The 24,861-nt window shown below is 49.7% G+C and carries 29 protein-coding genes and 1 pseudogene; 2 read left to right on the top strand and 28 right to left on the bottom strand.

The genetic code is table 11. The annotated features are described in order from the left end of the window. Positions 1 to 245 precede the first annotated feature (245 nt). Entirely contained in the window at positions 246 to 626 is a 381-nt protein-coding gene (locus N1249_RS23065; protein WP_259838396.1) for an XRE family transcriptional regulator, read from the top strand. Here the strand turns inward: N1249_RS23065 and N1249_RS23060 are convergent. The 18 genes and pseudogenes from N1249_RS23060 to N1249_RS22975 form a co-directional block, all read right to left on the bottom strand. Then, complete coding sequence (locus N1249_RS23060) at positions 595 to 1,725, bottom strand: site-specific integrase (protein ID WP_259838394.1); 1,131 nt, start codon at positions 1,723 to 1,725, stop codon at positions 595 to 597. The two genes, N1249_RS23065 and N1249_RS23060, sit on opposite strands and share 32 nt — an antisense overlap. A 132-nt stretch (positions 1,726 to 1,857) precedes the next feature. Continuing rightward, the gene (locus tag N1249_RS23055) at positions 1,858 to 2,928 is read right to left on the bottom strand and encodes a hypothetical protein (protein WP_259838390.1); all 1,071 of its coding nucleotides are present in this window, start codon (positions 2,926 to 2,928) and stop codon (positions 1,858 to 1,860) included. Positions 2,929 to 2,961: 33 nt separating this feature from the next. Then, entirely contained in the window at positions 2,962 to 3,300 is a 339-nt protein-coding gene (locus N1249_RS23050; RefSeq protein WP_259838388.1) for a hypothetical protein, read from the bottom strand. A 93-nt stretch (positions 3,301 to 3,393) separates the two neighbouring features. Next, positions 3,394 to 3,636, bottom strand: coding sequence for a GrxA family glutaredoxin (locus N1249_RS23045; protein WP_063160627.1), 243 nt, complete (start codon positions 3,634 to 3,636; stop codon positions 3,394 to 3,396). Positions 3,637 to 3,640: 4 nt separating this feature from the next. Next, positions 3,641 to 3,994, bottom strand: a pseudogene (locus N1249_RS23040) (Gp49 family protein); the annotation flags it as partial. After that, entirely contained in the window at positions 3,991 to 4,479 is a 489-nt protein-coding gene (locus tag N1249_RS23035; RefSeq protein ID WP_259838385.1) for a DUF2829 domain-containing protein, read from the bottom strand. The gene N1249_RS23035 and the pseudogene N1249_RS23040, both read right to left, overlap by 4 nt. A 93-nt stretch (positions 4,480 to 4,572) precedes the next feature. Beyond that, positions 4,573 to 5,166 carry a hypothetical protein gene (locus tag N1249_RS23030; protein WP_259838382.1) on the bottom strand — a complete coding sequence of 198 codons (594 nt, stop codon included), beginning with the start codon at positions 5,164 to 5,166 and terminating at the stop codon, positions 4,573 to 4,575. A 214-nt stretch (positions 5,167 to 5,380) separates the two neighbouring features. Continuing rightward, a complete protein-coding gene (locus N1249_RS23025) occupies positions 5,381 to 5,992 on the bottom strand; it encodes a hypothetical protein (protein ID WP_259838371.1) in 612 nt (203 codons plus the stop codon). Positions 5,993 to 6,775: 783 nt separating this feature from the next. Continuing rightward, positions 6,776 to 7,117, bottom strand: coding sequence for a hypothetical protein (locus tag N1249_RS23020; protein WP_249577241.1), 342 nt, complete (start codon positions 7,115 to 7,117; stop codon positions 6,776 to 6,778). Between the two features lie 79 nt (positions 7,118 to 7,196). Continuing rightward, positions 7,197 to 7,487, bottom strand: a complete 291-nt coding sequence (locus tag N1249_RS23015; protein ID WP_259838369.1) for a hypothetical protein — start codon at positions 7,485 to 7,487, stop codon at positions 7,197 to 7,199. Next, a complete protein-coding gene (locus N1249_RS23010) occupies positions 7,480 to 7,647 on the bottom strand; it encodes a hypothetical protein (protein ID WP_154816451.1) in 168 nt (55 codons plus the stop codon). Before N1249_RS23010 ends, N1249_RS23015 begins: the two co-directional genes overlap by 8 nt. Beyond that, a complete protein-coding gene (locus N1249_RS23005; RefSeq protein ID WP_259838366.1) occupies positions 7,647 to 8,969 on the bottom strand; it encodes a DNA ligase in 1,323 nt (440 codons plus the stop codon). Before N1249_RS23005 ends, N1249_RS23010 begins: the two co-directional genes overlap by 1 nt. After that, complete coding sequence (locus tag N1249_RS23000; RefSeq protein WP_259838365.1) at positions 8,969 to 9,373, bottom strand: hypothetical protein; 405 nt, start codon at positions 9,371 to 9,373, stop codon at positions 8,969 to 8,971. Before N1249_RS23000 ends, N1249_RS23005 begins: the two co-directional genes overlap by 1 nt. Next, positions 9,370 to 9,828 carry a hypothetical protein gene (locus N1249_RS22995; protein ID WP_063160622.1) on the bottom strand — a complete coding sequence of 153 codons (459 nt, stop codon included), beginning with the start codon at positions 9,826 to 9,828 and terminating at the stop codon, positions 9,370 to 9,372. The genes N1249_RS23000 and N1249_RS22995 overlap by 4 nt, the downstream gene beginning before the upstream one ends. Positions 9,829 to 9,908: 80 nt before the next feature. After that, positions 9,909 to 10,685 carry a hypothetical protein gene (locus tag N1249_RS22990; protein WP_259838362.1) on the bottom strand — a complete coding sequence of 259 codons (777 nt, stop codon included), beginning with the start codon at positions 10,683 to 10,685 and terminating at the stop codon, positions 9,909 to 9,911. A gap of 71 nt (positions 10,686 to 10,756) precedes the next feature. Further along, the gene (locus tag N1249_RS22985) at positions 10,757 to 11,872 is read right to left on the bottom strand and encodes a hypothetical protein (RefSeq protein ID WP_063160620.1); all 1,116 of its coding nucleotides are present in this window, start codon (positions 11,870 to 11,872) and stop codon (positions 10,757 to 10,759) included. 167 nt (positions 11,873 to 12,039) lie between these two features. Beyond that, on the bottom strand, positions 12,040 to 13,380 hold the full coding sequence (locus N1249_RS22980; RefSeq protein ID WP_063160619.1) for a DnaB-like helicase C-terminal domain-containing protein: 1,341 nt from the start codon (positions 13,378 to 13,380) through the stop codon (positions 12,040 to 12,042). Positions 13,381 to 13,465: 85 nt separating this feature from the next. Beyond that, entirely contained in the window at positions 13,466 to 14,203 is a 738-nt protein-coding gene (locus tag N1249_RS22975; protein ID WP_057057096.1) for a hypothetical protein, read from the bottom strand. A gap of 281 nt (positions 14,204 to 14,484) precedes the next feature. On the opposite strand from N1249_RS22975, the gene N1249_RS22970 reads away from it, so the two are divergent. Next, the gene (locus tag N1249_RS22970; protein ID WP_259838353.1) at positions 14,485 to 15,075 is read left to right on the top strand and encodes a hypothetical protein; all 591 of its coding nucleotides are present in this window, start codon (positions 14,485 to 14,487) and stop codon (positions 15,073 to 15,075) included. 26 nt (positions 15,076 to 15,101) lie between these two features. On the opposite strand, the gene N1249_RS22965 is transcribed toward N1249_RS22970, so the two are convergent. From N1249_RS22965 to N1249_RS22920, 10 genes are all read right to left on the bottom strand, one after another. After that, positions 15,102 to 15,500 carry a hypothetical protein gene (locus N1249_RS22965; protein ID WP_259838351.1) on the bottom strand — a complete coding sequence of 133 codons (399 nt, stop codon included), beginning with the start codon at positions 15,498 to 15,500 and terminating at the stop codon, positions 15,102 to 15,104. Continuing rightward, on the bottom strand, positions 15,500 to 16,165 hold the full coding sequence (locus N1249_RS22960) for a division plane positioning ATPase MipZ (protein ID WP_259838349.1): 666 nt from the start codon (positions 16,163 to 16,165) through the stop codon (positions 15,500 to 15,502). The genes N1249_RS22965 and N1249_RS22960 overlap by 1 nt, the downstream gene beginning before the upstream one ends. Positions 16,166 to 16,320: 155 nt before the next feature. Beyond that, a complete protein-coding gene (locus tag N1249_RS22955; protein WP_259838347.1) occupies positions 16,321 to 17,082 on the bottom strand; it encodes a hypothetical protein in 762 nt (253 codons plus the stop codon). Beyond that, the gene (locus N1249_RS22950; protein WP_259838345.1) at positions 17,067 to 17,465 is read right to left on the bottom strand and encodes a hypothetical protein; all 399 of its coding nucleotides are present in this window, start codon (positions 17,463 to 17,465) and stop codon (positions 17,067 to 17,069) included. The genes N1249_RS22955 and N1249_RS22950 overlap by 16 nt, the downstream gene beginning before the upstream one ends. Before the next feature lie 390 nt (positions 17,466 to 17,855). Then, entirely contained in the window at positions 17,856 to 18,107 is a 252-nt protein-coding gene (locus N1249_RS22945) for a hypothetical protein (protein ID WP_259838343.1), read from the bottom strand. Next, positions 18,107 to 18,799, bottom strand: a complete 693-nt coding sequence (locus N1249_RS22940) for a hypothetical protein (RefSeq protein WP_259838342.1) — start codon at positions 18,797 to 18,799, stop codon at positions 18,107 to 18,109. The genes N1249_RS22945 and N1249_RS22940 overlap by 1 nt, the downstream gene beginning before the upstream one ends. Before the next feature lie 14 nt (positions 18,800 to 18,813). Next, on the bottom strand, positions 18,814 to 19,140 hold the full coding sequence (locus tag N1249_RS22935) for a hypothetical protein (RefSeq protein WP_249577252.1): 327 nt from the start codon (positions 19,138 to 19,140) through the stop codon (positions 18,814 to 18,816). Between the two features lie 395 nt (positions 19,141 to 19,535). Next, positions 19,536 to 19,826, bottom strand: coding sequence for a hypothetical protein (locus N1249_RS22930; protein ID WP_259838340.1), 291 nt, complete (start codon positions 19,824 to 19,826; stop codon positions 19,536 to 19,538). 79 nt (positions 19,827 to 19,905) lie between these two features. Continuing rightward, on the bottom strand, positions 19,906 to 20,385 hold the full coding sequence (locus N1249_RS22925) for a hypothetical protein (RefSeq protein ID WP_259838337.1): 480 nt from the start codon (positions 20,383 to 20,385) through the stop codon (positions 19,906 to 19,908). Further along, a complete protein-coding gene (locus N1249_RS22920) occupies positions 20,385 to 24,788 on the bottom strand; it encodes a tail fiber domain-containing protein (protein ID WP_259838335.1) in 4,404 nt (1,467 codons plus the stop codon). The genes N1249_RS22925 and N1249_RS22920 overlap by 1 nt, the downstream gene beginning before the upstream one ends. Positions 24,789 to 24,861 lie beyond the last annotated feature (73 nt).

Raw genomic sequence — 24,861 nt, 5'->3', positions numbered from 1 at the left:
CAGTTCTTATTTATTGAGGCGGCATCTTATACGGTATGTAACAAAAATCAAAGGTTTTATATCAAAAATAATTCTCATTTCCCTTTGAAAAATGGGCATATTCTGAATAGTTAGTGAGTTACTTATCGTAATGCAGGGATAACCCTTTACTTACTTTCTAGCCGGTAATACACTCAGGGCAATGGTGCAAATGACACCTCGCTATTAATAATTATTTCGCATAAGTAAGCAGGATAAAAACTATTATGGTCGCTAAAAAAGGTAACCGAATTTCGGCGTTTATTGAGGGGCTGATTTTGACCTCGCCAAAGTCGCAGACTCAGATCGCATCTGAGATTGGCTACGAAAACGCAAACAACCTTTCCAATATCAAAACCGGCCGACTGCCGATGCCATTGGAAAAAGTCTCTCTTCTCGCTGAAGCTCTTGGAACAGACGAGACCCGCTTTATGATGCTGGTTCTGGAAGAACGATACCCGGTCATCCACCAATTCATAAAGAACAATCTCCCTAGCCTGAGTGACGAAGAGCGCCAGATAATCAATGCCTTAAGAGACAAAACAAAATCATCCGGCACTCTATCAGATGAAAAGCTCAAGGATATACTTGCTGCAATCCAAAGTTAACGATTCCCAGCCCAAGGCGACTGTTTGATAGATCTAGACGGTCGCCTTTGTATTTGTGGCTCAAGTCCTCCACTCCCTCGCTTTCGACTATATTAAACAAAAATACTGAGTATTTGTACAGTGCTTCTTGCATCTGATCTATATAGTCGTGCCTGTCGTACACTCGGTCTATACCTTCAAGGCTTTGATTTAAAACCTTTCTTGATACATCACTCGGCACATCTAAACTTGCCAAACAGCTCCTTGCAGTCCTGCGGAGGTCACGGGGAGTGAACGGCTCAAGCGCCAGCATTTCTGGAGTTTCGAGGATTCGGCGTAGAGATTGGCTTATGGCCACCTTTGACATCGGCCGTCCAGCTTTCTTGTTTGATGGGCATAGCCATTCGCTACTCTCACCCGCGGCGAGCAGCCGCTCGATGCAGAGTTTCATAATGGGGCTGATGGGCAACCGGTGATCCCGGTTCGACTTGTTGCGGCGACCCTGGTTCCAGATGTTGTTGGTGAGGTCAAACTCTGCGGATTTGGCTCGTAGGATCTCATCAGGACGTCGAGCAGCAGCGAGCGTTAATCTGGCTGCCCAGCGCGTCACCTCGCAGACTTCGAAGTAATCCCACACATGCCAGAACACCCAGATCTCAGCGTCTGTCAGTGTGCGTTCCCTGGGCTTAGGGTTCGAGCCACCAACTTTGTTCAGCGGAATGTCGCCAACTGGTGAGTTCTCCAGATAACCCTGGAACACACACCAGGCGAGGAACTGCTTCATTATGGAGAAGACACGTTTACCTTGAACAATTTTACCTTCCATGATCAGCGGGTTAGTCAGCCGGTTAACCACCACTTTGGTGATTTTTGACAGAGGGAGATCGCCAATTTTAGGCAGAACGTGTATCAAAATACAGTGGACGCCAAGCTCTGGACGGCGGCGAGTCACTAACAAAGATAGCCGAGTGAAAAGCATAAATGCTTTCCTAAATACCGGGTCAGAGTCACTGAAATCTTCCAGCTGGTCGAGCGGCGACTCGATGACGGTCTGCAAAAACGCGATCGTCTCTGCGGAACAGTTTTCGGCTGCTTTGGCCAAATCAAAATCACTGCGCATATGCGTAAACCTCTTTTTGAGGTCAGCATAGCTCGGTTTTTAGAATGATTCCATACTATATAAGTATGGAATCATTAAAGTGCGCTACGCGAAATCTGAGGTTTCTTTTGGCCAACAACTCTACCTTACATATCAATTGTAGAATTGGTCATCATCTGCCCACCAACCGTCATCAAACCAATCCTTTCTGTTATTGCCAGTAAAGGTAGGTGATGGAGCGGGTGTCGGTGCAAAGGCAGGTGTTGGATATGGTGTTGGCGCAAAGGTAGGCGCATCAGTTGTCCTGCTTAGTTCACATATTATTTTCGATCCACTGTCAGGGGCTGCTGTATCACCAACACCAGCAAGGATACTATCGCCATCGATCTTAGACCGCTCGATAATGTCGGTCAAAGTGCATTCATTGTTGAATAGGGCGACGATGATATTAAAATAATTGATCAATCTGCTCTTGAGATAAATTAATACCTCATCAGGAGGGACGAGAGTTGCTGTCACACTATTATTGTTTTTATTCATCATTTGAATTTCATGAAAGGCCAAGTGCCAATCATTTTTCAAATCAAAATAAATCACTGGATAGTGGTATTGCTTTATAGAGCCTGTCACGTACTTATAATTATGACTTGTTTTTACTTGTAAGCCCGCTGGTTTGGCCGAGCTACTAGGGATACCTGGGGAAATAGAGGAAAGCTGATATTCAGTATTATTTTTATCAATCCAGATAATATCCCTTTGGGTATCGCTTGGGTTGTAGAAATGATTGTAATTTAGCTTAGTGATCTGCGATCCTGTTGCGATTGCAATGTAGTCATCGGCCTTATCAGAGATCCGAGAACCTCCCCTAGCGTGCTTAGCCAATTCACGGTTAACTTCTTGTGAGTTGTTACACTCTTGAACTATAAGCGCTTCAGCTATCGACCCCATAAGCCTTGTGGCATCAGCATGAGCGTCTCCAGTAAATATAAATTTCAAACCTGGAGAACCATCATTTGCAGTAGTTAAATATTGCTCGTTCGTGAGCACGTCAAGTAAACTTGCGCCATGACTCGCCATTGCGATATTTACGTTAGGCTTAATTAGATAATCGCCAAGCCCTTGCTCATATAGAGTATTTTTTTGCTTATCTTGAACAATAACTTTTACATTGCTAGGTATTTGAAAAAACATCCCTTGATAAGGTACGAATATTCCATTAAGCATTGTAAGTATCCTATTAGGTTATGTTCCATAATATTACCATTTTTCGTAACCGTACTCATCCAACTCTTTGTAGAGAGCCTGGCCAAACGGATAGCGATGACCTTTAAGTGACTTTTTTCGAACCGGAACACCGTCGCATTCTTCTGCCGTCTCAATGAGATAGAGCGCTTCCTCGCGATCGGCAAAGCACCAGCGATAGCGGAAAGAGGTGAGTGGGGTAACACCCATACAAACCGACCATGTAAATGCCAGGCGGAACAACCCACACCATTCGCCATCAGGCAATTTGCGGATGTTGGTGTAGTGGTTTTCGATCATGAAAGCGATAACCTGCTCATCAGGCCAACCGTCGAAAGTATCTCTATGGCGCATTGTGTCTACTCAGTATTGCTGGAATTACGTAATTTTTAACGTAATGGGAAAGGTGGCCAAGCCAAATGAAAAGGCTCCGAACGGAGCCTTGTCTTAGAACTTAATCGCTGAAAACTGAGTGTAGCCGCCCACCGGCTTGTCATCAACGAAGATCTGGGGCACTTGCTTTACCGGCTGGCCAACAAGTTCACTTAGCTCGGCGGCACCGATCCCAGCAGCCTGGATGTCGATGTACTCAAACGTCAGCTTGCCTTGGCTCTGCAGTTGTGCGGCCAGCTCCTTTGCGTTTTTGCAGTAGGCGCACTGTTCTTTGCCATATATTTTCACTTTTACCATTCTGTTCATCACTCAATGTTTGTTTTAAAAGGTAGCCCTCAAGAGGCCAGATTTTTGCGATAGCGTTGCGGCGCGCCAGCTGGCGGCTCAGCTCGGGATCGAAGTTTTCTTTGCTCACACACGCATTTTCACCCGTGACAGTGTAACCATTGGTCAGTAGCAGATAGCAAAATGTGTGACGGTCGGCGGCCGTGTTCGCCCACCAAGCTGCATCAACGCCCTGGTTTGCGGCTCGGATGCCGTCGTAAGCTGAGAAGAAATGCTCTTCAGCAATCAGGCTTTCGATGTGCTCCAGAGTAACCCGCGGGGCGGTTAGCCCTTTTTCAATTATCTGCTGTTCCAGTTCCGCATCTGTCATTTCACGATCACCCAATCTTCACTGAGCATATCGGTTTGGCTGGCCAGCCAAGGCACGTTCTGCCCGTCTGCAGTACGCATGTAGATGTATGGGAGCGTCATATCGCTGTCAGCGTCCGGGCGTTGCAGCTCAAGCCACATCCCTTTACCGTTCCAGCCTTTGCGAGCCACACGATCACCCTCTTTAAGCAGCTCGATGGCGATGCCAAACGAGACACCAAATGAAGCGGCGAAACCTGCGTCTGCGAGCGCCAGATAACCCTTCTCAAATGCTTCTGCCGGTGAATAAGACTCATAGCCGTCTTCATAGCGAACAAAGTAACCACCGACTTCTGGTTGGTGGCGAGCAACCCAGGCGCGGCCAACTTCAATCTCAACGATGCTTTTGTGGAGACTCAGGCCGATTGCAGTGCCGGTGATCGATGCGATTTTCGCGGCACCAACCACTTTTATGCTCTGGTACTCAGGCAGTTTAACTTCTGACATTTTTGATTCCCTTCGTGAGTGTAGGCATCCATTGCCTAATAAATTCGCGACAAGAATAGCTAATAATATTTGGTAGGTCACTACCTATTACTGTTAGCTAGTAAATCTTGCCAGAAACTCGCTTTTAGCTGTCCGACGAGGCCAGGTTAGGTATTCTTCTGCGGGTGCGTTGTCCGGTACTCGCGCGCCGTTAGACTCAAAGAAAATCGGGCTGAAGCTGGCGGCTCCGTCTATGAATTTGTCAGCAAAGTAGAGCGTGAAATGACGCGCCCTGCTATCCAGCGTTGACATTGAAATTGCGACGAAGGATGACAATGTGACGGTTTTAAAAGCTCTGCTGACGATCGGGTCTGATGGGTCATCTTCGAATGTCGAAGGCACCATTGGCATGTGGGCAATGTTAAAGCGTTCGCGGCTGCTGAGAAAGTTAGTGCGCAACTGCATACAGCTCAGTGGCCGAATTACTCTGCTATCCCCGATCACCTGAATGAAACGGCCAGGCATGGTGTTCTTGTATTGGATATGCTGGTAAGTGAAAGAGGTATCGCTGTTCATCATCGACCTTTCAAACGCCTCCGTTAAGCTGGCCGGCATCCTTGTACTGAAGCGATCATTGGCGTGGTCTTCATAGCCCCGTAATTGTGCTTTATACCTTTCAAAAGCATCCCAATCGTTCATTCTTGCCATATTTGCCTCAACAAAAAAAGGGGCCGAAGCCCCTTTGGTATTTGCGCTATAAGTAAGGTTTGGAGTTCGACGATGTCAGCTACCGATTGCAGACATAATCTGCTGCGTACACAGCGTAGAGCGGGCTGAACTGTTAGCGGAGTCTTTAAATGAATAAATAAACCCAACCCGCTCTACGATGTGCTGTTCCCCCGGAGGGGAACAGACACGCAAATTAGTTCTTACCGGTGTTTACGGTAATGCCCTGGCGGTTAGATTCCGCTTTAGCGATTTCCAGACGAGTGTCACGTTCAGCTTTCACTTCGCCCTGCAGCTGAATCACCTGCGCTTCGAGGAACTCGATGCGGTTGTCTTTCGCTTTGCTGTTTGCGTTCAGCTCAGCCATTTCGACACGGTGATCGCCCTGCAGCTGAGCAATCTGCGCTTTGGCATTAGCATCAGCCTGACGGAATGCAGAGGTACGCGCTTCTTCAATTGCCTGCTCATTGCCTGCTTCAGCGTTCACTGCACGGGTGTTCAGCTGGTTCAGATCAACAACAGTGATGGTGGCCAGGCCACGAGCTTTCATCAGGTCAGCCAGTACGCGGTCTTCGTTTTCGATAACACGCAGACGCAGCTGGGCAGCACCTTCACGCTCTTTGGTATTGATCTGATTATCCAGGTCGGCCAGCTGGGACTGTTTGAACTCAATTTCTTCAGCCAGGGTGACGTTGGACTGCGCCAGGGTTGTCAGTTCGCTTGCAACCTTGCTCAGATCGGCAACAGCTTTAACAACGCCTTTGGCTGAACGGTCGGACGCGGTGATAACCTTTTTGACTTCTGACATGTGTTTTTCCTTTGTATTTTATATGTAGCCCATCGAGGGGCATTGATACTGCAAAGCTAAAAATCTTGTCACGAGCACCAAGGTTAGGTGCGTGGTGTGGATCTATTACCTGAGATGTATGGAATCATTTGTGATCGCCAACAAGGCTACCCATTCGCACTCTCAGCACACCATCTTTATGGACCGATATAGTTCCGTCATGGCCAACGGTCATTGTCGAACTCCCTTGCCGTAACGCCTCTACAGTATTCATGGAGCCGTAATCACCACGGTACTGCTGGATAGCTTTGGTAAGGAGAGTTGCGGCCGCTTGCTTAAGCTCATCAACGTCTTGCATATCGATCCCTGAATTTGTGCTGGCTAACCATGCCAGCCGGGCTACGTCTACGATTATTCAACCCAAGAATAAATGACATAAGTAATATGGAATGACGTAACGAGATGGGCGGAAGTGCCTTTAAAACCCGGGTGTTCATGTCGGAATTACCCCCACCCATCTCGTTACCCCATCGGTCGGGTGGCCGTGGCCACCGTCCCTGCGTTCCGTAATCAGACTCGCTCAGTCTGCTCCATTTCGATAACAGGGCTGGAGACTGACCCTGCTGGTGTTTGGCTTTTACGCTACTGCCAGGTACTGAGTGTCGTTTGCATTTATTTTTAAAAGTAAAAATAATCGCTCAGCGCCGAAAACGAGAGCGACTATAATTGATATAAGTAGGTAGGTAAATACCTATCTTACAGATTTTTTCACTTTGACGGTTCGTTTGATCAGTTTCGGATCACCTACCTAAGCAAAGGGGTTATTTCTTCCAGTTCTGAAAGAGACAGAACTCCAGTCATTAAGCCAATACGCATTGGCACATTCATGCGCCCTTTTGCGTAGAGGAAACCCATAGCACCAGCACAATGCTTCTCTTTCCCAGAAGGGTGATATACGCCCTCAGTATCGTGGTGGCCACCAGTGGGATGCGTTGTCTTGTGGCACTGGAACGGGGTCATGTCGTCGTCCAGCAAAGACTGTTTAATTTCCGCAAGACGCTCTTCCCCGATCGCAATGCCATTCTCTTTCAGGAACGGGCAGTTTGCGCAGGGCTTCTTGAGAGACAGAAAGCGTTTGAAATCCATTGTGGTTACTCTTTGATGGGCAATGCAGAAATGATAAAGCGCCCACGAGAGGCGCTTAAGTGATTATTGACGGTGATGCTTATGTTTTCGGTTCTGGTGACGCAGCTGCTGGCTGAGGCGTTTTCCTCATGATCCGTACAGAGTATTCTTTCCCCTGAATCGTGTAGCTTTGCTGCCCCTTCAATTCGCCATACCTCATTTCTATGATGGTAAACAGCTTCCAGGCTATGTCTTCTAACTTTGCAGTGCGGCAGAACAGCCACAAAATAATCAGTTTGGTGGTTTTTCCGCCCACCATGAACGCAGCGTAAAAGCCGCTCAGTAGAAAGTAAGCCATCAACAGCCCGTCAGAAATAGTTATGTCACCCATTGCGTTTAAATTCCTTAACTTCAACAACCTTGTACACCCGGCGCCCCATGGCAACAGTGCCGGTCTTCAGCTCCTGCTTGAGCATATCTACGATGAAATATGCCGAACCGAGCACCCCGCCGATCAAACCTAACAGGATGTATGGAATCACGTTGTGCATCACTCTTTGTCTCCAATGCGATCTTCGGTGTCACGCAGGCAGCTTGGCCACTTAAGACGCGGATGGCGTAAACTTCCATCTGGCGTGTACTCGTGGAAGTTAACCTTCACGATACGCCCCATGTATTTATCCTGATTCAGCCAGATCTCATCGAGATAGCGATGCTTGAAGCCTGACGCACGAACCTCGGTGCCATCCTCCAGACGAACAACGATTTTACCCAGAGTATGTGCGAAGCCGGCATCCGGGTCGCCAGGCAGGAAGCCAATGATTTCGCCATCTGCTTCGTTCTCGTCCTTCATTTTCCACCAGGCACGAGAGCGCTTAAATTCGTACACCGAGTTGGGGTCGTAAGCCATTTCCCCTTCTTCATTCTCGTCTAAACGCTGCATGAATCGAGCTATGTACTCTTCGTGGCTATGGTAGATTTCAAAGGGAACCAGCACCAAATCACCAGCTGACTCTTCGCTTCTCTCATTGCGGAACCAACCCACCAGCGCAGCCTTACGCTCCTTCAGCTTCATGCCATTGGCTTTGTACTCTTTGGACTTGGCCAACGCCTTCCACTCTGGCAAGAAGAAGTCGAAGATGTGGAACTGAGCGCCTACAGCTTTCACATTCTTTTTGCGGATCGCTGAAACAGTACCGTTGAATGAGCCGACCGTTGCCTCACCATCAAAGAAGATGTGCTGATGACCGGTAGTGCGAGCCAGCTCCAGCATTGCCGGTTTAAGGTGATCGAGTGACGTTACTGGATTGCCAGTGCGCGACAGGAAGTTAACCTCTTCCTCGCCCACAATTACCTCGCAGATCACGCGCATCCCATCGAGCTTGATGCTTCCAATCATCGGCCATTTAGCGTGTTTGTTCGGCTTGAACGGGAACTTGTCACCCTTTTCCTTGTAGGCTGTGGCCAACTGCACTTCAAACACTGGAATCGGGGTTGCGAAGATTTTGTTGCATAGGCTGATGCCGACACCAGCTTTCGGATCTTTCAGCAGGAAGCGACGAAACACGTCCTGCCCAGCCTCACACATAGAGCCAACGATTGACTCAACTGCGGTTACAGCAGCTCCACCTGTCAGCTGTCGTGTTGCCAGCTGATCCAACACTTCCAATACCTTCTGGTCACTTGGTGTGGACGCCAGCTGTGCCGGGGCAACGTTGTACTTCTTGATACCGAATCGGATAAATGGATTGAGCATCAGCGACACGGCGTTTTGCTCGAAATCGTCCAGCTTGGCCAAAGCCTCTTTCTTGGCATTGGTTCCCATCGCTTTGATGTCATCCAGCTTGGTTCGAAGGGTTATCAGCTTTTCCATTAAAACGGCACTCCTTGTACTTGCCCGTGTTGTGTAAATTCAGCGTGGAACTGTTCGATCGGCAGCGAATAGATGTCGCCGGTCGATGTAGATTTGAATACTGCGGTCGGAACAAAACCTTCCATGGTGGCTTTTTGGTTAGCGAACATCACCAGCTCGTAAAGCCCACCGTGGTCTTTGTTCGTCCACTGATGCCAATACTCGATTAGGCGTCGGAATCGAAGCGCTGCACCGGCTCCAATAGCGTCGTACCACTTCTGCACAATCTGGCCGTTCACCTTGTGCTCAAGCGCAAAGCCGTATGTTGAAACAGCCAGAACGCGACACTCTTCCCACGCTCTTTGCCCCTCCAAATCGACCATGAAATAAGCGCGCTCCCCTTCTTTGAGATCCGAAACTTTCATGTGTTTTCCTCTTGCACTAAGGCTGAGTGGAGGTCAGTAATAGCCTCAAACTCGCCCGTTTTTGTTGTGTCTTCTGCTTTTGATTTACGCGACGGCAGAAGTGACATCGCGGATTTGGTTTTGCGCTGGCCACCGAAGCTGCTCTCTTTGTTTCGAGATGCCACCTCTGCAATCAGCGCACCGTAATCTTCGAAATAGAGTGATTCACCGGCGCGAACTTCCTCGACCATCATCTTCAGCGCTTTGCATTTGCCGCCGCGGATAGCCGTTACACATTCACTAAATGAGCCAGGCGGTAACCGACCCTCTTTGAACGCCAGAATCGTGTGCTGGCAGACCGTGTAACTCGCTCTTGTTGGTTCCTTTCGGATCAGCACTTCCTCGCACTTCAGGCTGAACATGTTGTTGCCCGAGATGGATGGGATCTTGGAAAAGTCGGTCTTTGAAACTGTCATTCTGTATCACCAAAATAGCTAATCACTTATTAACGCAATTATAAAAAAGCCCCATACGGGGCTATAGCGTTTTTGTCAGGCTACCAGCTTCCCCAGCCAGACATGACGGCGTGTTGTCGGTCACGGAATGGCTTCAGAAGCTCTTCAGCGGTGTGCAGAGCGTATGATTTGGCTTCCTGCATCATCATTGGCATTTCGTTCGACATCTTCACCAGGCGGCGCTCGTACTCGCCCATCACGCCATCGCAGGCTGAACTGCAGGCGTTGATAATGTCCTGCTTGCGACGGTCGCCACCGGTCAATTTCATTAACGCTGGGAAGTTCTTCTCATTAGCTGCTTTGGTGGCGGTTCCCCGCCCTTCTAGAACCAGGTCAACCATGCCTTCCGGGACACTCATAATTGCAGTGTTGTCTTCACCAACCGCACTTGTTGCCCAGAGTTCATTGATGGCCGACGACGACTCAACGCTTTCGCATTTTTCATCCATGAACTCAACAAACTTCCATAGGTCGTCATGATGAAGCTCTTCAAGAACCGTCTGGGTTTGGACGATGTAGCCGTTGTAATAAGCAGCTGTATGGGTGATAGGTGAATCTCCCATTCGGCTGATAAAGCTGACGATCGCCGCGCATCGAGGCGCTTCGTTACCTACACTGGGGCGAACGTCGCCAACTACCATGGTGACCGTCAAATATGGGTAGTCGGCCAGCAGTAGCTTGCCAGCCTCTGCGGTCGCAATTCTGTCAGCTCCAGCCTGGATAGCCTGGACAACAACCGAGTCGAACTCTTCTTCGCTCAGCGGCAGCTTTGAGTCTCTAACCAGCTTTGTGATTTCATGAGTGATATTCGGGTGCATCTTCATCTCTCTTATAGACTTTGGGCGTCATTATAATTAATGATTGGTAGTTAGCTACTTATTTTCTTAGGTCAGACCAATGCCGCTATTCCTTTCACCTTGGCCATCAGTTCAAGCTGGCGCGTGTACGGCTTGGCTCGGAAGTAGGCTTTAATGATTTGCTCGACAGATGCGTCGCCCGGGTCAATGCCCTCCTTGCCCAAACAGGCGATCTTCACGTTAAGCCCGATCCCCACCAGCTTACGCGCGGCGGCCATTGTGTTTCGAATAGCCTGCTTCTCGCTGTCCCACATCATAACGACGTTCTTTAGCCCCTTTGCTTTGAGCGTCAGGAAGGCGCCCAGCTGATCCTCTTCGTCCTGCGTCGTAACACCAGACAAGTGCATACCAAACGTCCCGATTGGCTCAACGTAATCCCGCAGCGTTGGCTCATCGAACAGCGCTCGCTTAATACCAATAACGTCAAAAGCACCCTCGCTCACCACGACAGTTTGCTTACCCACTGCGTTGTGGCCGTTATAGAGAAACTTACCTGAAGCCGGCAACGTCATGGGGAAGAGATAGCGGCGGTCTGAAGTGCCGGTGACATCACGCCCTTGGTACGTTTTCATCACGCCATCGAGGTCGTAAATTGGTATGAGTATGCGCATCCCGAAATCTTGGCCACGAACCTGGTCGTTATAGACATCCACATAAGCATGTTTGCCTTCTACGCAGTATCGTAGGTCGAAATATTTGGCCAACTCAGGCGTTACGTTTCGCTCTACCAGATAAGTGGGCAGCTGCCCCTCGATCGGAAGCTCATAATGACGCGGCAAAGAGACTGGCCCTTCCAGCTCGACGGTGCTGGCCAGCTTCACCTCTTCACGCTTCGGCGCCCAGCCCTGCTCCAGCAGTGCGTTGTTCACGTATTCCTCAAATGCACGGCGCGACTTGCCGCTGTAATGCTTCAGGAATACCAGCTTGTTGAATTGGATCTCTTCTGGGTGATCACCCGCAAAGCATTTACCGACGTTGTTGGTCAGATTGAAATACACCTTCCAACCGGAGCTGCCGCATACCGGGCACTCCTTGATGTTTATTTCACGACCGCGCGCGCTGACCCCACCGCGGCGATAGATGATGCCCTCTGTATCGAGCCACTGCTCAAAGTCCAGCTCGGTCAAAAGCTCTTTAATGTCGCTCATGCCAGCAATCCTCTCCGGTCATTATTAGAAGGCAATTTTGTGTGTATTAGGGAAGATGGGGTATGATGGCCGCTCATGTGTTTTTCCCTTGTTGTTTTTAACAGGGTGAGAAACTTGATTTCTCGAATTGGAAATGAGGCGTGGCGATTTTTGCCACGCCTTTATTTTTAGATAACGTCGAGAATTTCCTGAATAAACCGCATCTGCTCCAGGTTCTGCTTCACTCGGATGCTGATGTTGCCTTTCTGGTTACGAGAGCCTGCAAAGTACAGGCGCGCTTCGCCCTTCGTCGCTTCTTCTTCCGTTTTGTTGATCGAGATAACCAGGTCAGCGATACGCACCTTTTCGATGTTATCCGCGGCGTGCATCATCGTGGCCACCTCAGACGCCCCACCCTCTCGGTTGGTCTGCGACGCGGTAATGCCAGCGGCGTTATGCTTGTCGAACACTGCACGGAGATCCGTATAAATGCTTTTCACATCAGCTCGTTCGTCGCCGCTGCGTCGTGTTGGCTTCATCAGGTCGGCGTAATCCACCACTACCATGTCAGGAATCATCCCGTTCGACTTCATGCCTTCAAGCAAGCGGTCGAGGTCTGCAGGTGACAGACTGCCAGACGGTCTCTCAACAACCCACAAGTTACCCACGCCGGTACTGGCGCCCAGGTCAGCCAGCTTCTTGTGAACGTCGTCGCGCTTCTCGATCAGCTTCGTCATTTCGGTTTGAGACAGACGCGCATCAAAACGGTCAGACAAGATTGCCGTGTGAACTTCCAGCGAGACGTACAGGACGTTGAAGCCCTTTAGGGTCGCGTTAATTGAGAACTCACCCATCGCCGTCGATTTACCAGACTTAGCGAAGCCCATGAACAGCACCATCTCACGACGACCCCACCCTTTCTGGTACAGCAGTCGATCCAGCAGCGGAATGCCGGTGGTGATGCTGTTTGGCACGTAATCTTCAGACGCCTCATACTCACGCTGTTTTAAACGCTCAGCGGCCTCACCCAAATAGTTGTAGATTCCTATGGTGTCACTCGCGCCCACCAGCTGCACCTTTGCCATCACTTCCATGGCGCGCTCGAAGTCACCCTTCTCTTTCAGCTCAGCCGCTTTGATCAGCGCATCATCGAAAGCTATGCTCCGGGCAAACGTGGCCACTCGGTCAACCATGTATTTGGTGTCTGTCAATTTCTCACCCAACACACGCTTGAAGGCACTGACCACATCAGGGAACAGCTCTTCGCGGATTGTCTTATCTTTCTTCGCGCGCTTCAGCTGGTCGAGAATGGCCGTGCTGGATGGTGCGCTCTTGTACATGCGGAAGTAGGACGAAACCAGGTTAACCAAAATTGCGTTGGCCGCATTTTCAAACTGGCTCGGATCAACCAAATCACCGGCGCGCATCAGGAACTCCTGATCCTTGCAGTAGTAGGCTGTTAATCGGTTCTGGAAGTCATCATCAAACTCTTCTGACAATGGGCGTCCGGTATGGCAAATGGTGGTCATGACGCCACCTCTTTAATCATGTTCATGTGCTTTTCCATCGTTCTAAACAACTTGTTTACTAAGTTTACTAAGTGGGTGAAGGCAATCAATTCAGTGACCGTGCTTCCATGGTTTCGTTAGGGAAGCGCTGTAGTGCTATGTGTTCGGGCAGAAGCTCCGTCAACCAAACAGCGGAGTAGATGATCAGAACGCGACGGGATGGCTCACGATTTTCAATCTGCGTGAGAAGCCACTCAAAGTATTCTCGCTGGATTTCAGCGTTGCCCCCTTGCACGATTACCCCAGAAGAGCCAGAACCCCACAGAGAGCTATCCAGACGGGTTAACGCGCGTTTCTTTAATCTGTCTTCGAAGATCTCAATCAGCTCTGGCTGCCAAAGATGTTGAGGGCGTGGCAACTTGTCCCAAAGACGTGATGCGGCGATCGAGAGAACGGTGCCAATGAAGTAGCCGTAATTGACGCAGTAGCGATCGGCAAACTGGCGCGCTTTCCAAAGCGATGTTTTGTTGGCCGCTGACTGATCCTGAAACGGAACTCGTTTTAAACCGGTGTTGAAAGGCGCGCTCTGGAAGTCTTCGCGACCGTGCGTGAGCATAATGTTGGCATACTGGCGCTTGTACTCTTCAGTAAAGACAGCTGTAGCCTGGAGTGGGTGCATGTCGCGGTAATCAAACCACTTGGTCTCGAAGAGGTCAGCTTCGCCTTTGCAGCGAGAAAGCCCTATGTTCTTTGCGACCCACTCATCCATGACGGCCGAATCCCACTCTTCCATGAATCCGTACTGGTCGTCGTTGCCTAAGCACTGGTAAAAAAAATTGCTCATAAGTAGGTAGCTGGTTAGTTATCCGTGGCTGGATGATAGCTAGTTACCAATCTTTTTTAAAGCAGTGAATGTAGGGAGTCTGGTGGTGATAAGGCTGGGTAGTGGTGGTTACAAGCAACCTGCTTCCGTATATTTTAATATACTGGTCTTATTATTTTATTGAGAAGCAGGCTTTATTTGTTGCCAACCCAGTTCGACTTCAGTTAACTTAAAAAACGAAACATGGCAGACCCGAAAGGTCTGTCTCTTGTGGTGAAACACATAAATATGAGGTCATAAATATGGCTATGCCTAGCTATTCCCCCTATTTCAAAACCGTCTACGACGAACAAGCTCCAGTTGGAAATTTAGGACGTGGAACTCACTATTCCATACTAAGTGCCGTCCAATGGAAATCTCCCCTCTATGCAAATCATGCTAAGCCTCAAATTCATACCTTCGCCCTACTCTGGGATGAAGACCACGACGAAAGAGTGATTAACGTTCTTGAGGTTGCTTACATGGCCAACCTTATGCCGGCAGTGAAGTATGTGGGCGAGCGGAAAGGCAGCTTGATGGTCGTGTTTGACAGTAGTATCAAGGCTTTAGGGAATACGGTACTCTCACCAATTTTCAAAGAATGGTTCCGAATTTGCCAAGCTGGATATGCAGATGATGTATGGCACTTTGAATACGGGTTCGATGACAACCCTGCCTTGACAGGCATCGTAAACGATAAGAGTGAAAAGGTTAATTTGTACATGGCAAACATTGCCAACCTTTGGCCATTAGGTCAGGCAGAGTACAAACCTGTTAACTTGATGGAACGACAAAAACCTATCGCCCCTCCAGTCTTCCCCAATGGAAGCAACTCGTTATTCAATAAGCAATAACAATAAGGAGCCTTTCGGCTCCTTTTTTAGTTCTTGCCCATCAGCTTACGTTTTATTTCTTCGGTGCGGAATGAAACATCATTCGCATTCACCGCTTCAATGTTCAGCTTAATGGCTTCCTCGATTTCTGCGGGGCTTTTCTCCGATAACTGGAAGATAGCCGCGCGGATCACGTCAGAACGCGTGAACTTGTCGAAGCGAGGAATGACGGCCAGCATATCAATCAGCTCGATGTACTCATCTTCCATCGACATAGTTCGAGACTGAATCTTACTTTTGCCACGCGTAGGACGCCCCTGGGGCTTCACAGGGTTACGAAGGGGTGCAGCTGGTGTTGCTGGTTGGTTTTCTTGCTGCTGCGCTTCTGCTGCTGGGGCATCTGCTGGCGTTTTACGTTTTGCCAGATCACCCATACTCTTCGACATTAGTTACCCTCCAGGCTAAGCAGGTAGTCAACCAGCTCGATAATCTCTGCTTCTGCCTTCTGATCGCGTTCAGCACCGGTCATTTCAAAGATAGTGCGGCCAGATTCTTCAGCATCGTCGTACACATTACGCGTGTAAAGGTTAACCGGCACTGGCTCGATACCAAATGACTCGATAACACCTTTTGAGTTAATGATGCGCTGAGCCTGGTTTGGCAGGGACGGACATTGGTTCATCACCCCAATGATGCGAACCTTGTGATTGGTATTACGCACGTTATCCAGAACCGGGTCGAGATTACGCAGTGATTTAATGTCCCGGCGCTTTGGGCGGAACGGAAGAAGGATGATGTCGGCCATCTGCATAGCCTGGCGCTGGATTTCGGAGTCGAAGCCACCGGCGTCAATTACCACAAAGTCGTGGCGCTGGCTGACCGCATTGATGTGCTTAACCACGTCATGATCTACGAACTCAAATGGAATAAGCGCCAGGTCTTCGTTTTCGCGGCGCTCTTCAGCCCAGCCTGCGGTCGTCATCTGTCCATCGATGTCGGTCAGGTGACATTTCTTTTGTTTTTTAAGAACCAGCGCACCGGCCACCTGCTGCGCAACCGTGGATTTGCCGGGGCCACCTTTGGTGCCGCCAATCACAATGATCTTAGCCATTGTTGTTTCCTTGTTATGCGAAATAATAATTATGTGAAAACAAGTTGTTTTCTTATGTGCCTATTAGCCTAATGCGGGGCGGCCACGGTGTAAAGGCCAGTTTGTAGGCAATGATCTGAATTTTGAGAATAAAAAACCCGCCGAAGCGGGTTCATTCAGGATTGGGGAGGGCAGAAGCCGATTGGTGGAGAAGTGTCGCGAGAGATAATCAGAACGATGAATTTCTGAACCTTCTGCTGAATTTCGTTCGGCGTCCATCCGCTAAGATCGACCAACATGCCTTTGTTCCATGGAAGGAAGCCTTTGGCGCCAACACCGAGTTCGCTCAAGCGATCTTCAAAGACCTGACCCTTGCCGTTATAAATACGCACGTCACATTGGTCATACAGGCGACCAGCCCAGATTTTGGCGCCTGGCACTGTTTGCTCTTCGTCGCAAACCAAGTGATCAAACCAATTGAGTATGAACATGTATGCGCGGCTGCTGAGACCTTGCTGCTGGAAAGGTCGCTCAACTTTAACGCCTGCGACTTGAGGGGCTTCCACCTCTTGGCCAGCGTCGTCGGTAAAGAAATAGGATCTGAGTGCAATTCTGCCGGCATCAACGTTTTTGGATTCATCAACGTAGCCAGAGCCGAGAAGGTGCTTGATGATCTCTTCATCAGAGGCGTCTTCGTTAACCATTTTTGCGATGGTTTTGGTGATACGGGCTTTATCGTCGTCAGCTGCGCCTACACATTCAATCGTTATGTAGGTATGAATCTCGTCTTCGGGATCGATTAATTCCAGCTGAGATAGCTTGTAGAGCGCATCATCAGTGAAGAGATAGCCGAAACGAAGAAGGCAAGTATCGCCCTCATGAGCAAACTTGCCTATGCTCTTATCGAATAACGATGACGCTATTAGTGTAGGAGCCATTTAGCAGTATCATTAGCAGAATTGGTGCTAAAGATACTATCATGCTTGCTCAAAAATTCACGAATAGAAGTTTCAATTGCCTCTGAGAAAGAGGAAATTTTATTAGCCATCTCAGGGAATTGCTTAGCTGGGTTCACCGTAAAGCAAATTTCGCCGTCGAGGAAACGAGCTTCAGCCAGCGGTTTTACCGTGGCACGAGCAGTCTCAACATCGTGAGCAAAGGTTACGATGAATTTGAGGTCTTTAGGTGCCAACGATTCATTGTTGAGTGTGCGCACCTGCAGCTTCGAATTACCGAAGATGTGAGTAGCGATGACACTCGTACAATCACGAATGGTTTGAATTGAGCGCTTCGCTTCTTTAATGTTCAGAGAGTTACGCATGTTTCCACCTTAGCCGAGTGCTATACAGCGTGTTCGGCGACCCCCAACCTGGGGATTTAGAGGCTACGAGGATGCTTCGTAGTCGAAGAAAATATTTGACACACATGGTGTGTGTTTAACCAATCTACGTCATTACTCAAAAATGATCAAGCAAGTGGTTGTCAGTTACCCAGCAAACAAAGGGGGTTTGCTGGGTTGTCGTTGCTTTTTTGAAGCTACTTAGACATCCAGAATTAACCCTTGTTGCGATGTTTAGACCAATGGCACAGCGTCGCACCTTGAACGTTGTGGGAAAGGATCTCACGTTTTGTTTCCTGCGTTAGCTGGTCACTATGGCTAACGTAAATGGGGTTTGCTGCATCGCAGAACAGCACCCCTTGGGCTGGTGGCTTAATCACGCATCCAATCAGCAGCAAGCTGAGCATCAACGGTAGCATCATCCGAGCGTCGGACGGCATTGATAACGTCATTTTTCACATCCAGTGTGTGTTGCAGGCGCTTGTTGTCTTCACGCTCTGCTTTAATTTCCATTGACCGGCGAGCAGCCCGGCCACCGAGGTAATAGGCACCAGCAAGCACCATGATGACGGCCGCAGCCGTCAACAGGTACTGCTTGGCCTTAATGTAAAGGCCAAGAAGCATTACGCGATCCCCTTCTGGTGTTTGCGAACCTGAGACCAGGCGATGAATACAGCAATTGCTACCGTCGCAATACCGAACACGATGCGAATGGTGTCGCCGCTGGAGATATTGTCCTGAGCCTTATCCATCGCATGGGTTATTTGCGGTGCTACGTCCACCAGCTGCGCGACACCGATACCAGCAGTAATCGTCGCGCCAGCAGATTCCTTAGTGACAGGAACTGCTTTTACAGCTTTGACCACTCGCACCACACCGGCACGACGCAGACCCTCGTCGATCGCTTCCACTGAGTACCAGCTGTTTGCCGTCTTTAATGGACCCTTGCCGTTCTCATGGCGAATGATTGCTTCCACCAGTGGGCGCAAGGTGCTGTAGTCGTGGAGATCCACAATCATCTCGGAAGAGACGCCGACTGCTTTGGCCACCGCATTGATGTAAGCCTCAGTGTCGTTTTCATGTGGCGGCGCCCAGCGCTCAATCACTTCACGAACAGTGTCGATCGGCGAGCCATCCCGAGCTTTGCGCTTGTCGTGATAGGTAATGAGCGTTACTGCCAGAGCACGGATGCCCCAGGTAGCGTCCTTGAATGTGCAGAAACGCGGTTCTGCGGGGTTGTCCACCAGACCTTGCCACGGCGCGCCGCGGTCAAGATTGCCTGGGTTGTTGTTTCTGATACCTCTTGTAGTAGCCATCCTTAGCTTACCTCTTAGTTGCCGAAACCGTTTTTAACGCCATACGCCGCCAGCCCCAAAATGAGAGCGGCGGTTAGAATGGATGTGATCTTAGAAATGATGCCGCCGAAGAAGCCGCTTGAGATGCTGTCTAAACGCGTCAGTAGCTTTTCCAGATTTGAATGCTGGATGCTGTGCTGAGCGGCAGTCATGTCACCAAAATAGGCTCCTAGCTGGGCTTTCACTTCAGCGCCGATGTCATCACGGAGATCCTTTCGCAAGTTCCCCATGACCTCTCTGGCGACAATTTGGGCAATGCGCTCCACCTGTTCTGGCGTCACGCCTCCCATCTCATTTGACATTTTTTCCTCCATGAAAAGTCAAATCTCGATAGGCGCAAATAGTAGCAAAACGCAACAAGAAAGTAAGTAGTTAGCAACCAAAGAAAAAGCGCCAATAGGCGCTTTAGGATATTATTTAGGAAGGGGTTCGCATTGGATTTCTTTAAACACTCTGTCCGATACCCAATTCGCCTCGAAACTAACATCGAGATCTGGCTCTGGGTGAACGAATCGAGTGCCGTTTTGACTAACGCTTACAGCATCAATCTTGATCCACTTATAACGGGTAAAGCCTGTAAAGTTCGAACCATACTTGCCGTAGCAGCTTACCTTGTGCCTCTCGAACTTTTGCAGATCCGCGCACCCTACGACATTTAAAACCAAAGCGGCGATAAGGAGCTTTGATCCTAGTTTGATCATGCCTCACCTGCCTTTTTGCACTGGTAGTCAGTGAACAGATCTTCTCGCTGCCAGCGGCCATAGAAGTGCAGGACTAAATCACTTTTTGCGTGAACGTAACGATGCCCAACGTGATTTACACGACGCTCGTCAACCTTCACCCAATGCTCACCACCCGGCCAGGTTCCAGAGGTGTATTTCGCAACACAATCAACTTTCTCAATTTTTGAATCTAGAAGCCCGGCGCAGCCAGTTGTCGTGAGCGAGGCAAGAGCCAATGCAAGGAAGGATAAATTTAAATATTTCATGATATTGCACTCATTCGATTTGAATGAGTGCATTATCCATTTTTTGATACTCAAATGTAGTTAAATACCTACAACCCCTTTAAAAAGTAACTTCAATGGTTTTACCCACACTGTTAATTAACAGGTTTTGAAGGTTTGTGTTTTGAACAACATAGGCGGAATAATTTGAGTTATACGCAAAACTGTATCTTGTTCCAGCGATAACCAAACTGACAGAGCCAGACATCGCCCCGGCCAAAATAAACCTAACGTAGCCATAAGCATTGTCAAAATATAAACCTGTAACCTCTCTTCCACTGTAGTCACCAATGACGGAACCACCCTTACCTTTCAGGAATCCAAAAGCCAAAATAGGAAACGGTTGTGGGCCTTTTACGCCTGGCGGCAAGACGCCAATCTGAGTTCTGGCCACAACAATTTTTAGCCCTTTGCTTTTGCCAGCAAGAGCACTCATCCAGAAGGGAACGCCGACATTAATTGTCGGCCCTGCGGCCGACATCCAACGCTGAGCGGTTTCCCCAACTGCACTTGAGCCAATCCACCCAGAAGCAATTGTCATTACATAGCCTCCTTAAGTTCTTTGACCTCTGCGCGCAGCTCCTTCACCGCTTCAACCAACATACCGATGACGCCGTTGTAATTAAGACGCAGGCGCTCTTCTTGGCTGGCATGATCGATGTCAGAGGTAACAAGCTCTGGCTGCACTTCTTGCACCTGCTGTGCCACGAGACCACCGGACTGCACATACCCATCCATGTTCTGAATCTCGTAAAGCACACCATCAATTTTTTCCAGCTTGTCGAGCGCGCTGTCGATTTTCTTAATGTTTCGCTTATTGCGACGGTCAGAACGGACATAGACATCGTTAAAGTTTCCGTTGCCTGAGCAATACCATGTTCCGTCATTTGTCAGGTATGCGCCAGCATCGGTACCATTGGCGGTACGTGATTTGTTCATCATATAGATGCCAAACTGAGAGTTGCCTAAGCCTCCCAAAACATAATGGCGATCGGCGTGTTCCTGACGAACAATTGCTGCGGCGGAGCTGGTGGCCACGGCAGCGCTACCCTGAAGAGCTTTACCGTCTCGCATACTGATCCACGATCCACTGCTGGTTGGCACAGTGATGTCGTCCCCAGATTGCAATCCGCCATTGGCTGTCAATTTACCGTTGACACCTACAGCATGACCCATCGTTACGTTACCGGTGGTGTTGTTCCAGTAAATAGGACGCAGACTGTTCCAGGTGCCGTCCTGATCGCCAGACGCAGTGAGCAAGAAGTAAGACGAACCTCCATCATTACGGAAGAACGAACTGATTGCTCCGACCTTGATTCGGAAGCCATTGGCATCTGTCGAAACAACCGGTCCACTTAACTGACCACCTGATGCTGGGTAAGCTCCAAGTTCAGCCGGAGTCGGCTTGTTGCCCTGGTGGTAAATGGCGTAATCCGAGTACGCTAAAACGCCGGTATCTTTGAGCTGGAGGTACTTGCCCGATTTGGAGTTTTGCAGGAAGACATCGGAGGTTCCAGAGCCTACAACCGCGTTGGATTCTCCACTGCCATTTAACGTAAGAGTGCCGGCAGCACGAATATTTCTACTCGTGTACAGCTCTGAAGCATTAAGCTGCATAGAGGTGTTCTGCATGTAGTTGGTAATGGTAAAAACATCATCTGCACCACCATTGCCAATATACCAGCGAAGCGAGTTGTCTTCGCCGCGGCCTCGAATGTACAGTGCCTGAGAAGCAGTCTTTCTTTTGAGGATCAACGCTTCGGCATTGCTGTTCACCGTTAGCTGCCCATCAACCACACCACCAGAACTTGATAGAGCGCCGACATCAGCTGCTGTTGGCTTAAAGCCAGTTGTATAAATTTGCTCAAAACCAGCCTCGAACCCTGCTGCATCCCTTGAGGATCTGTAGAACAAGCCACCATTCTTATAATGGGCTTTCAACTGGAAAGATCGAGCGCTACCGACGCCAGTGTAGAATTGAGCAACCACCACTGAGTCAGAAGGTCTCGTGGCGTTATAAACACCTGACTTGGCATTCCAGGCCACGCTAGTATCGCCACTTACTGTACCGCTGTTACCAGCTGCTACCGCACCGACATCATCCGCCCCCAGAACAATATCCGATGTTCCATCAAACGGTTTCCCGGCAATCTTCCTCGCTGATTGGAGTTTAGTTGCACTAACCGCATTCGCGGAAACAGCTAAATATCGACCATCGAAATTTGAGAAATCACCGGGCGCCACTCGGCCACTGGTTCGCAATTCACCGGTGACAAGCATGTCGCCAAGAAGAGTGGCCAAACCTTCTCTTCCGTCAAGAGCCAGACGCGAGGTAACGTTATTTGTTGGGTTCACTGCGGTTAGAAAGACCTTTCCAGACCCATCAGTTAACGCACTAACGCTGAGATAACCGAGATTTCGACCGCCATTGATGTCGGTAGTTTTGCTCGCCGTTTTAACGACAATTTGCCCAACAACGGTTTCGGCAGCTGGGTTTACGCCATCGACAACATCTGCACGGGAAAGAACCTGGTACGCTGGGAATGCGTCTTCACGATGAATGCCCAAACGATAACCGAGTTTCACGGTGCGGCCTTTGCCAAACTCAGTGTCACCATCGAAGAACGGCTTACCAGTGAATGTTGGGCTGTCGCTCGTTGCACCCACAGCAGCGAAGCCAGCGCGCTTCTGCATTGACGGATTGGCAAAGTATACAATCGTACCCTTTGGCTCATTCGGCTCCAGCCAGACGCGTACAGACACGCTCACCGTCGTAGATGAGAGAGTCAAAGAGCCAGCCAGCTTTTGCCACCCACCGGTCTTATCGGCGTAAACACCCACGCGCGTGTTTTCAACCACTGTACCGGTAGAATCTGTCTGGGTGACAACCAACTTGATGAGGTTGTTTCCGCTTGCATTAGCTGAATGAATCCAGCACGACACATCCAGAGTTTCGCCTGGTGTCACAACACTCGAATACGTCGGGATCGTGTATAGAACCACTGAACCGGTAGCGCTGGTGCGCACAATTTTACCGATATACGCTTCCGGGCTATTCGCGGGCGCAGCTGCGTCACTCACCTGCAGAAACTCAATGCTGCAACCGGAGCCACCACTGTTGATCGTGCCGGTCGGCAGGAAGTGAGGGTTGATTACCATGTTGTCGCCGTACTGATCGCCCAGCCCTGCAATACCAACACCTGTCACGTCACTCTGCGAAAGCGAGCTGGTGTCCAGCATTTTGCGCCAGCCATGGGCGTCACCTTCGTACCAGGTCAGCGTTACGTCATCCGCCGCCAGAGTTCCGGCTCTACGGTATACCGTGCCGCCCTGAATAGTCAGCCATTGGATGATGGCGGCGCCAGCATTCCAATAACGTCGCTCGCAACGCAATTGGCCAGTAATAGCAGTGATGCCTACTGGAGCGTCGTCAAACGTACCTGAGAGCGACCAGCTTGCACCGGCGTTTAGATATGTCGGATCGGAAAGGTTAGTCGGGCCACCAGACGGTGCTGGCGCACGCCCACCCAAACCAAACGCGCCTACAGTCATTACATGGCCAGCGGTAGCGTCCTGAGTAGTGGTCTGTTTTACCAGGTCAGTCTTTTGCCACAGATTGTCGGTGTTGAGACTTTGTGCAGCTTGCTTTGCTTCAGAGGCGCTTGCTGCTGCATTATTTTCAGAGGTTTTAGCCGCTGCAGCTGATTTGCCTGCGTTAGAGTTTGAACTCGCTGCGGCATTCTCAGACGCTTTAGCATTTGTCTCTGATTTCTTTGCGTTAACTTCTGACGTCGAGGCGTTGGCCTCAGAAGAGGCTGCGTTTGTAGCAGATGTGGCCGCGGCAGATTTGGAGCTGGCGGCGTTCGTCTCGGACGATTTTGCGTTTGTAGCAGAAGTGGCCGCCGCAGTTTTAGAACCCGCTGCATTGGTTTCAGATGCTTTGGCCGCACTGGCACTCGCACCTGCATTCGTTTCCGAAGTGCTGGCATTTGTCTCCGAGGCTGCCGCTGCCGATTGAGAGGCTGCCGCTGCATTCTCAGACGCTTTCGCGTTTGATTCGGACTTTTTAGCGTTGGTCTCAGATGTTTTAGCGTTGGTTGCGGAGGTGCCAGCATTTGAAGCTGACGTTGCAGCAGCCCCTTTTGAACTAGCCGCGCTTGATGCAGATGCAGCCGCGTTGCTCTCCGATGTAGCCGCTTTGCTCGCAGAGGAAGCCGCAGAGCTTTCGGATGCTTTTGCGTTAGTTTCTGAGGTGGCCGAGGCGGTTGCCGATCCGCTTGCGGCGGTTTCGGATGTCTTGGCATTTACCTCAGATGTCTTAGCATTTTTCTCTGACGCTGCCGCACTTGAGGCAGAAGCTGCCGCAGCCGCTTTTGAAGATGCTGATGCACTCGCAGATCCTGCCGAGTTAGTTTCTGAAGTCTTCGCAGCCTTCTGGGATGCCAGTGCAGCTGAAGCACTTGAGGCCGCAGCTGTTGCGTTAGCAGCAGCCTTGAGAATCGAATCCTGATTTGCGGAAAACCAGGCCATTGCATCTTCGTGCTCAGCTACAATCTGGCGCAAAGCCTTCAGCGTGATCTCAGTGCCATCTTCAGCCAGAAGCTGGGCATCTTGCCCCGAAGTGAGCCAAGAGCGAATAACGCCGGAATCGATATTCATGCGTTGCAGCTGCGCCGCAAAGCGCGCCGAAAATTGGCTGATGTCACCCTGATAAGTAGTGATGATGCGGCATGGTGTGTCAGTCACATTTTCACCGTCGTAAGGCTCAACGAGCGTTAGCGATGTATCTGACTCAACCGATTTGATTTCATATGGCTCACCTTTTTCACCAAGCAAAATCATGCCTGGCAAAACGCCATTTTCAGCTTTAGACCAACTGGTGCCGACACCGGTAACAATGACAGAGCCATTTACCAGCGTTTTAGTACCTTCCCTGTACCACATATTATCTCCTTAACGCGTCAGCATTCCTTGCTTCGGCGGTTACACTACGCTACTGCGTATTTACAAAAAGTAG

Origin of the sequence: Enterobacter sp. CP102 (assembly GCF_025152625.1) — a bacterium.
GTDB classification, from domain to species: Bacteria; Pseudomonadota; Gammaproteobacteria; order Enterobacterales; family Enterobacteriaceae; genus Enterobacter; species Enterobacter soli.
The sequence above is the reverse complement of the archived record's forward strand: the minus strand, read 5'-3'. Positions and strand labels throughout refer to the sequence as shown.

What these genes read in the sequence shown, in the direction of transcription:
- N1249_RS22985 (WP_063160620.1), bottom strand. Translation starts at nt 11,872, where the DNA reads ATGAGCGACATTAAAGAGCTTTTGACCGAGCTGGACTTTGAGCAGTGG.
- N1249_RS22990 (WP_259838362.1), bottom strand. Translation starts at nt 10,685, where the DNA reads ATGCACCCGAATATCACTCATGAAATCACAAAGCTGGTTAGAGACTCA.
- N1249_RS22935 (WP_249577252.1), bottom strand. Translation starts at nt 19,140, where the DNA reads ATGTCAAATGAGATGGGAGGCGTGACGCCAGAACAGGTGGAGCGCATT.
- N1249_RS22960 (WP_259838349.1), bottom strand. Translation starts at nt 16,165, where the DNA reads ATGGCTAAGATCATTGTGATTGGCGGCACCAAAGGTGGCCCCGGCAAA.
- N1249_RS22965 (WP_259838351.1), bottom strand. Translation starts at nt 15,500, where the DNA reads ATGTCGAAGAGTATGGGTGATCTGGCAAAACGTAAAACGCCAGCAGAT.
- N1249_RS23045 (WP_063160627.1), bottom strand. Translation starts at nt 3,636, where the DNA reads ATGGTAAAAGTGAAAATATATGGCAAAGAACAGTGCGCCTACTGCAAA.
- N1249_RS22975 (WP_057057096.1), bottom strand. Translation starts at nt 14,203, where the DNA reads ATGAGCAATTTTTTTTACCAGTGCTTAGGCAACGACGACCAGTACGGA.
- N1249_RS23055 (WP_259838390.1), bottom strand. Translation starts at nt 2,928, where the DNA reads ATGCTTAATGGAATATTCGTACCTTATCAAGGGATGTTTTTTCAAATA.
- N1249_RS23020 (WP_249577241.1), bottom strand. Translation starts at nt 7,117, where the DNA reads ATGGATTTCAAACGCTTTCTGTCTCTCAAGAAGCCCTGCGCAAACTGC.
- N1249_RS22955 (WP_259838347.1), bottom strand. Translation starts at nt 17,082, where the DNA reads ATGGCTCCTACACTAATAGCGTCATCGTTATTCGATAAGAGCATAGGC.
- N1249_RS23015 (WP_259838369.1), bottom strand. Translation starts at nt 7,487, where the DNA reads ATGGGTGACATAACTATTTCTGACGGGCTGTTGATGGCTTACTTTCTA.
- N1249_RS23065 (WP_259838396.1), top strand. Translation starts at nt 246, where the DNA reads ATGGTCGCTAAAAAAGGTAACCGAATTTCGGCGTTTATTGAGGGGCTG.
- N1249_RS22925 (WP_259838337.1), bottom strand. Translation starts at nt 20,385, where the DNA reads ATGACAATTGCTTCTGGGTGGATTGGCTCAAGTGCAGTTGGGGAAACC.
- N1249_RS23060 (WP_259838394.1), bottom strand. Translation starts at nt 1,725, where the DNA reads ATGCGCAGTGATTTTGATTTGGCCAAAGCAGCCGAAAACTGTTCCGCA.
- N1249_RS22945 (WP_259838343.1), bottom strand. Translation starts at nt 18,107, where the DNA reads ATGCTTCTTGGCCTTTACATTAAGGCCAAGCAGTACCTGTTGACGGCT.
- N1249_RS22970 (WP_259838353.1), top strand. Translation starts at nt 14,485, where the DNA reads ATGGCTATGCCTAGCTATTCCCCCTATTTCAAAACCGTCTACGACGAA.
- N1249_RS22995 (WP_063160622.1), bottom strand. Translation starts at nt 9,828, where the DNA reads ATGACAGTTTCAAAGACCGACTTTTCCAAGATCCCATCCATCTCGGGC.
- N1249_RS23050 (WP_259838388.1), bottom strand. Translation starts at nt 3,300, where the DNA reads ATGCGCCATAGAGATACTTTCGACGGTTGGCCTGATGAGCAGGTTATC.
- N1249_RS22930 (WP_259838340.1), bottom strand. Translation starts at nt 19,826, where the DNA reads ATGAAATATTTAAATTTATCCTTCCTTGCATTGGCTCTTGCCTCGCTC.
- N1249_RS22920 (WP_259838335.1), bottom strand. Translation starts at nt 24,788, where the DNA reads ATGTGGTACAGGGAAGGTACTAAAACGCTGGTAAATGGCTCTGTCATT.
- N1249_RS23025 (WP_259838371.1), bottom strand. Translation starts at nt 5,992, where the DNA reads ATGTCAGAAGTCAAAAAGGTTATCACCGCGTCCGACCGTTCAGCCAAA.
- N1249_RS23000 (WP_259838365.1), bottom strand. Translation starts at nt 9,373, where the DNA reads ATGAAAGTTTCGGATCTCAAAGAAGGGGAGCGCGCTTATTTCATGGTC.
- N1249_RS23030 (WP_259838382.1), bottom strand. Translation starts at nt 5,166, where the DNA reads ATGGCAAGAATGAACGATTGGGATGCTTTTGAAAGGTATAAAGCACAA.
- N1249_RS23035 (WP_259838385.1), bottom strand. Translation starts at nt 4,479, where the DNA reads ATGTCAGAAGTTAAACTGCCTGAGTACCAGAGCATAAAAGTGGTTGGT.
- N1249_RS22940 (WP_259838342.1), bottom strand. Translation starts at nt 18,799, where the DNA reads ATGGCTACTACAAGAGGTATCAGAAACAACAACCCAGGCAATCTTGAC.
- N1249_RS23010 (WP_154816451.1), bottom strand. Translation starts at nt 7,647, where the DNA reads ATGCACAACGTGATTCCATACATCCTGTTAGGTTTGATCGGCGGGGTG.
- N1249_RS22950 (WP_259838345.1), bottom strand. Translation starts at nt 17,465, where the DNA reads ATGCGTAACTCTCTGAACATTAAAGAAGCGAAGCGCTCAATTCAAACC.
- N1249_RS22980 (WP_063160619.1), bottom strand. Translation starts at nt 13,380, where the DNA reads ATGACCACCATTTGCCATACCGGACGCCCATTGTCAGAAGAGTTTGAT.
- N1249_RS23005 (WP_259838366.1), bottom strand. Translation starts at nt 8,969, where the DNA reads ATGGAAAAGCTGATAACCCTTCGAACCAAGCTGGATGACATCAAAGCG.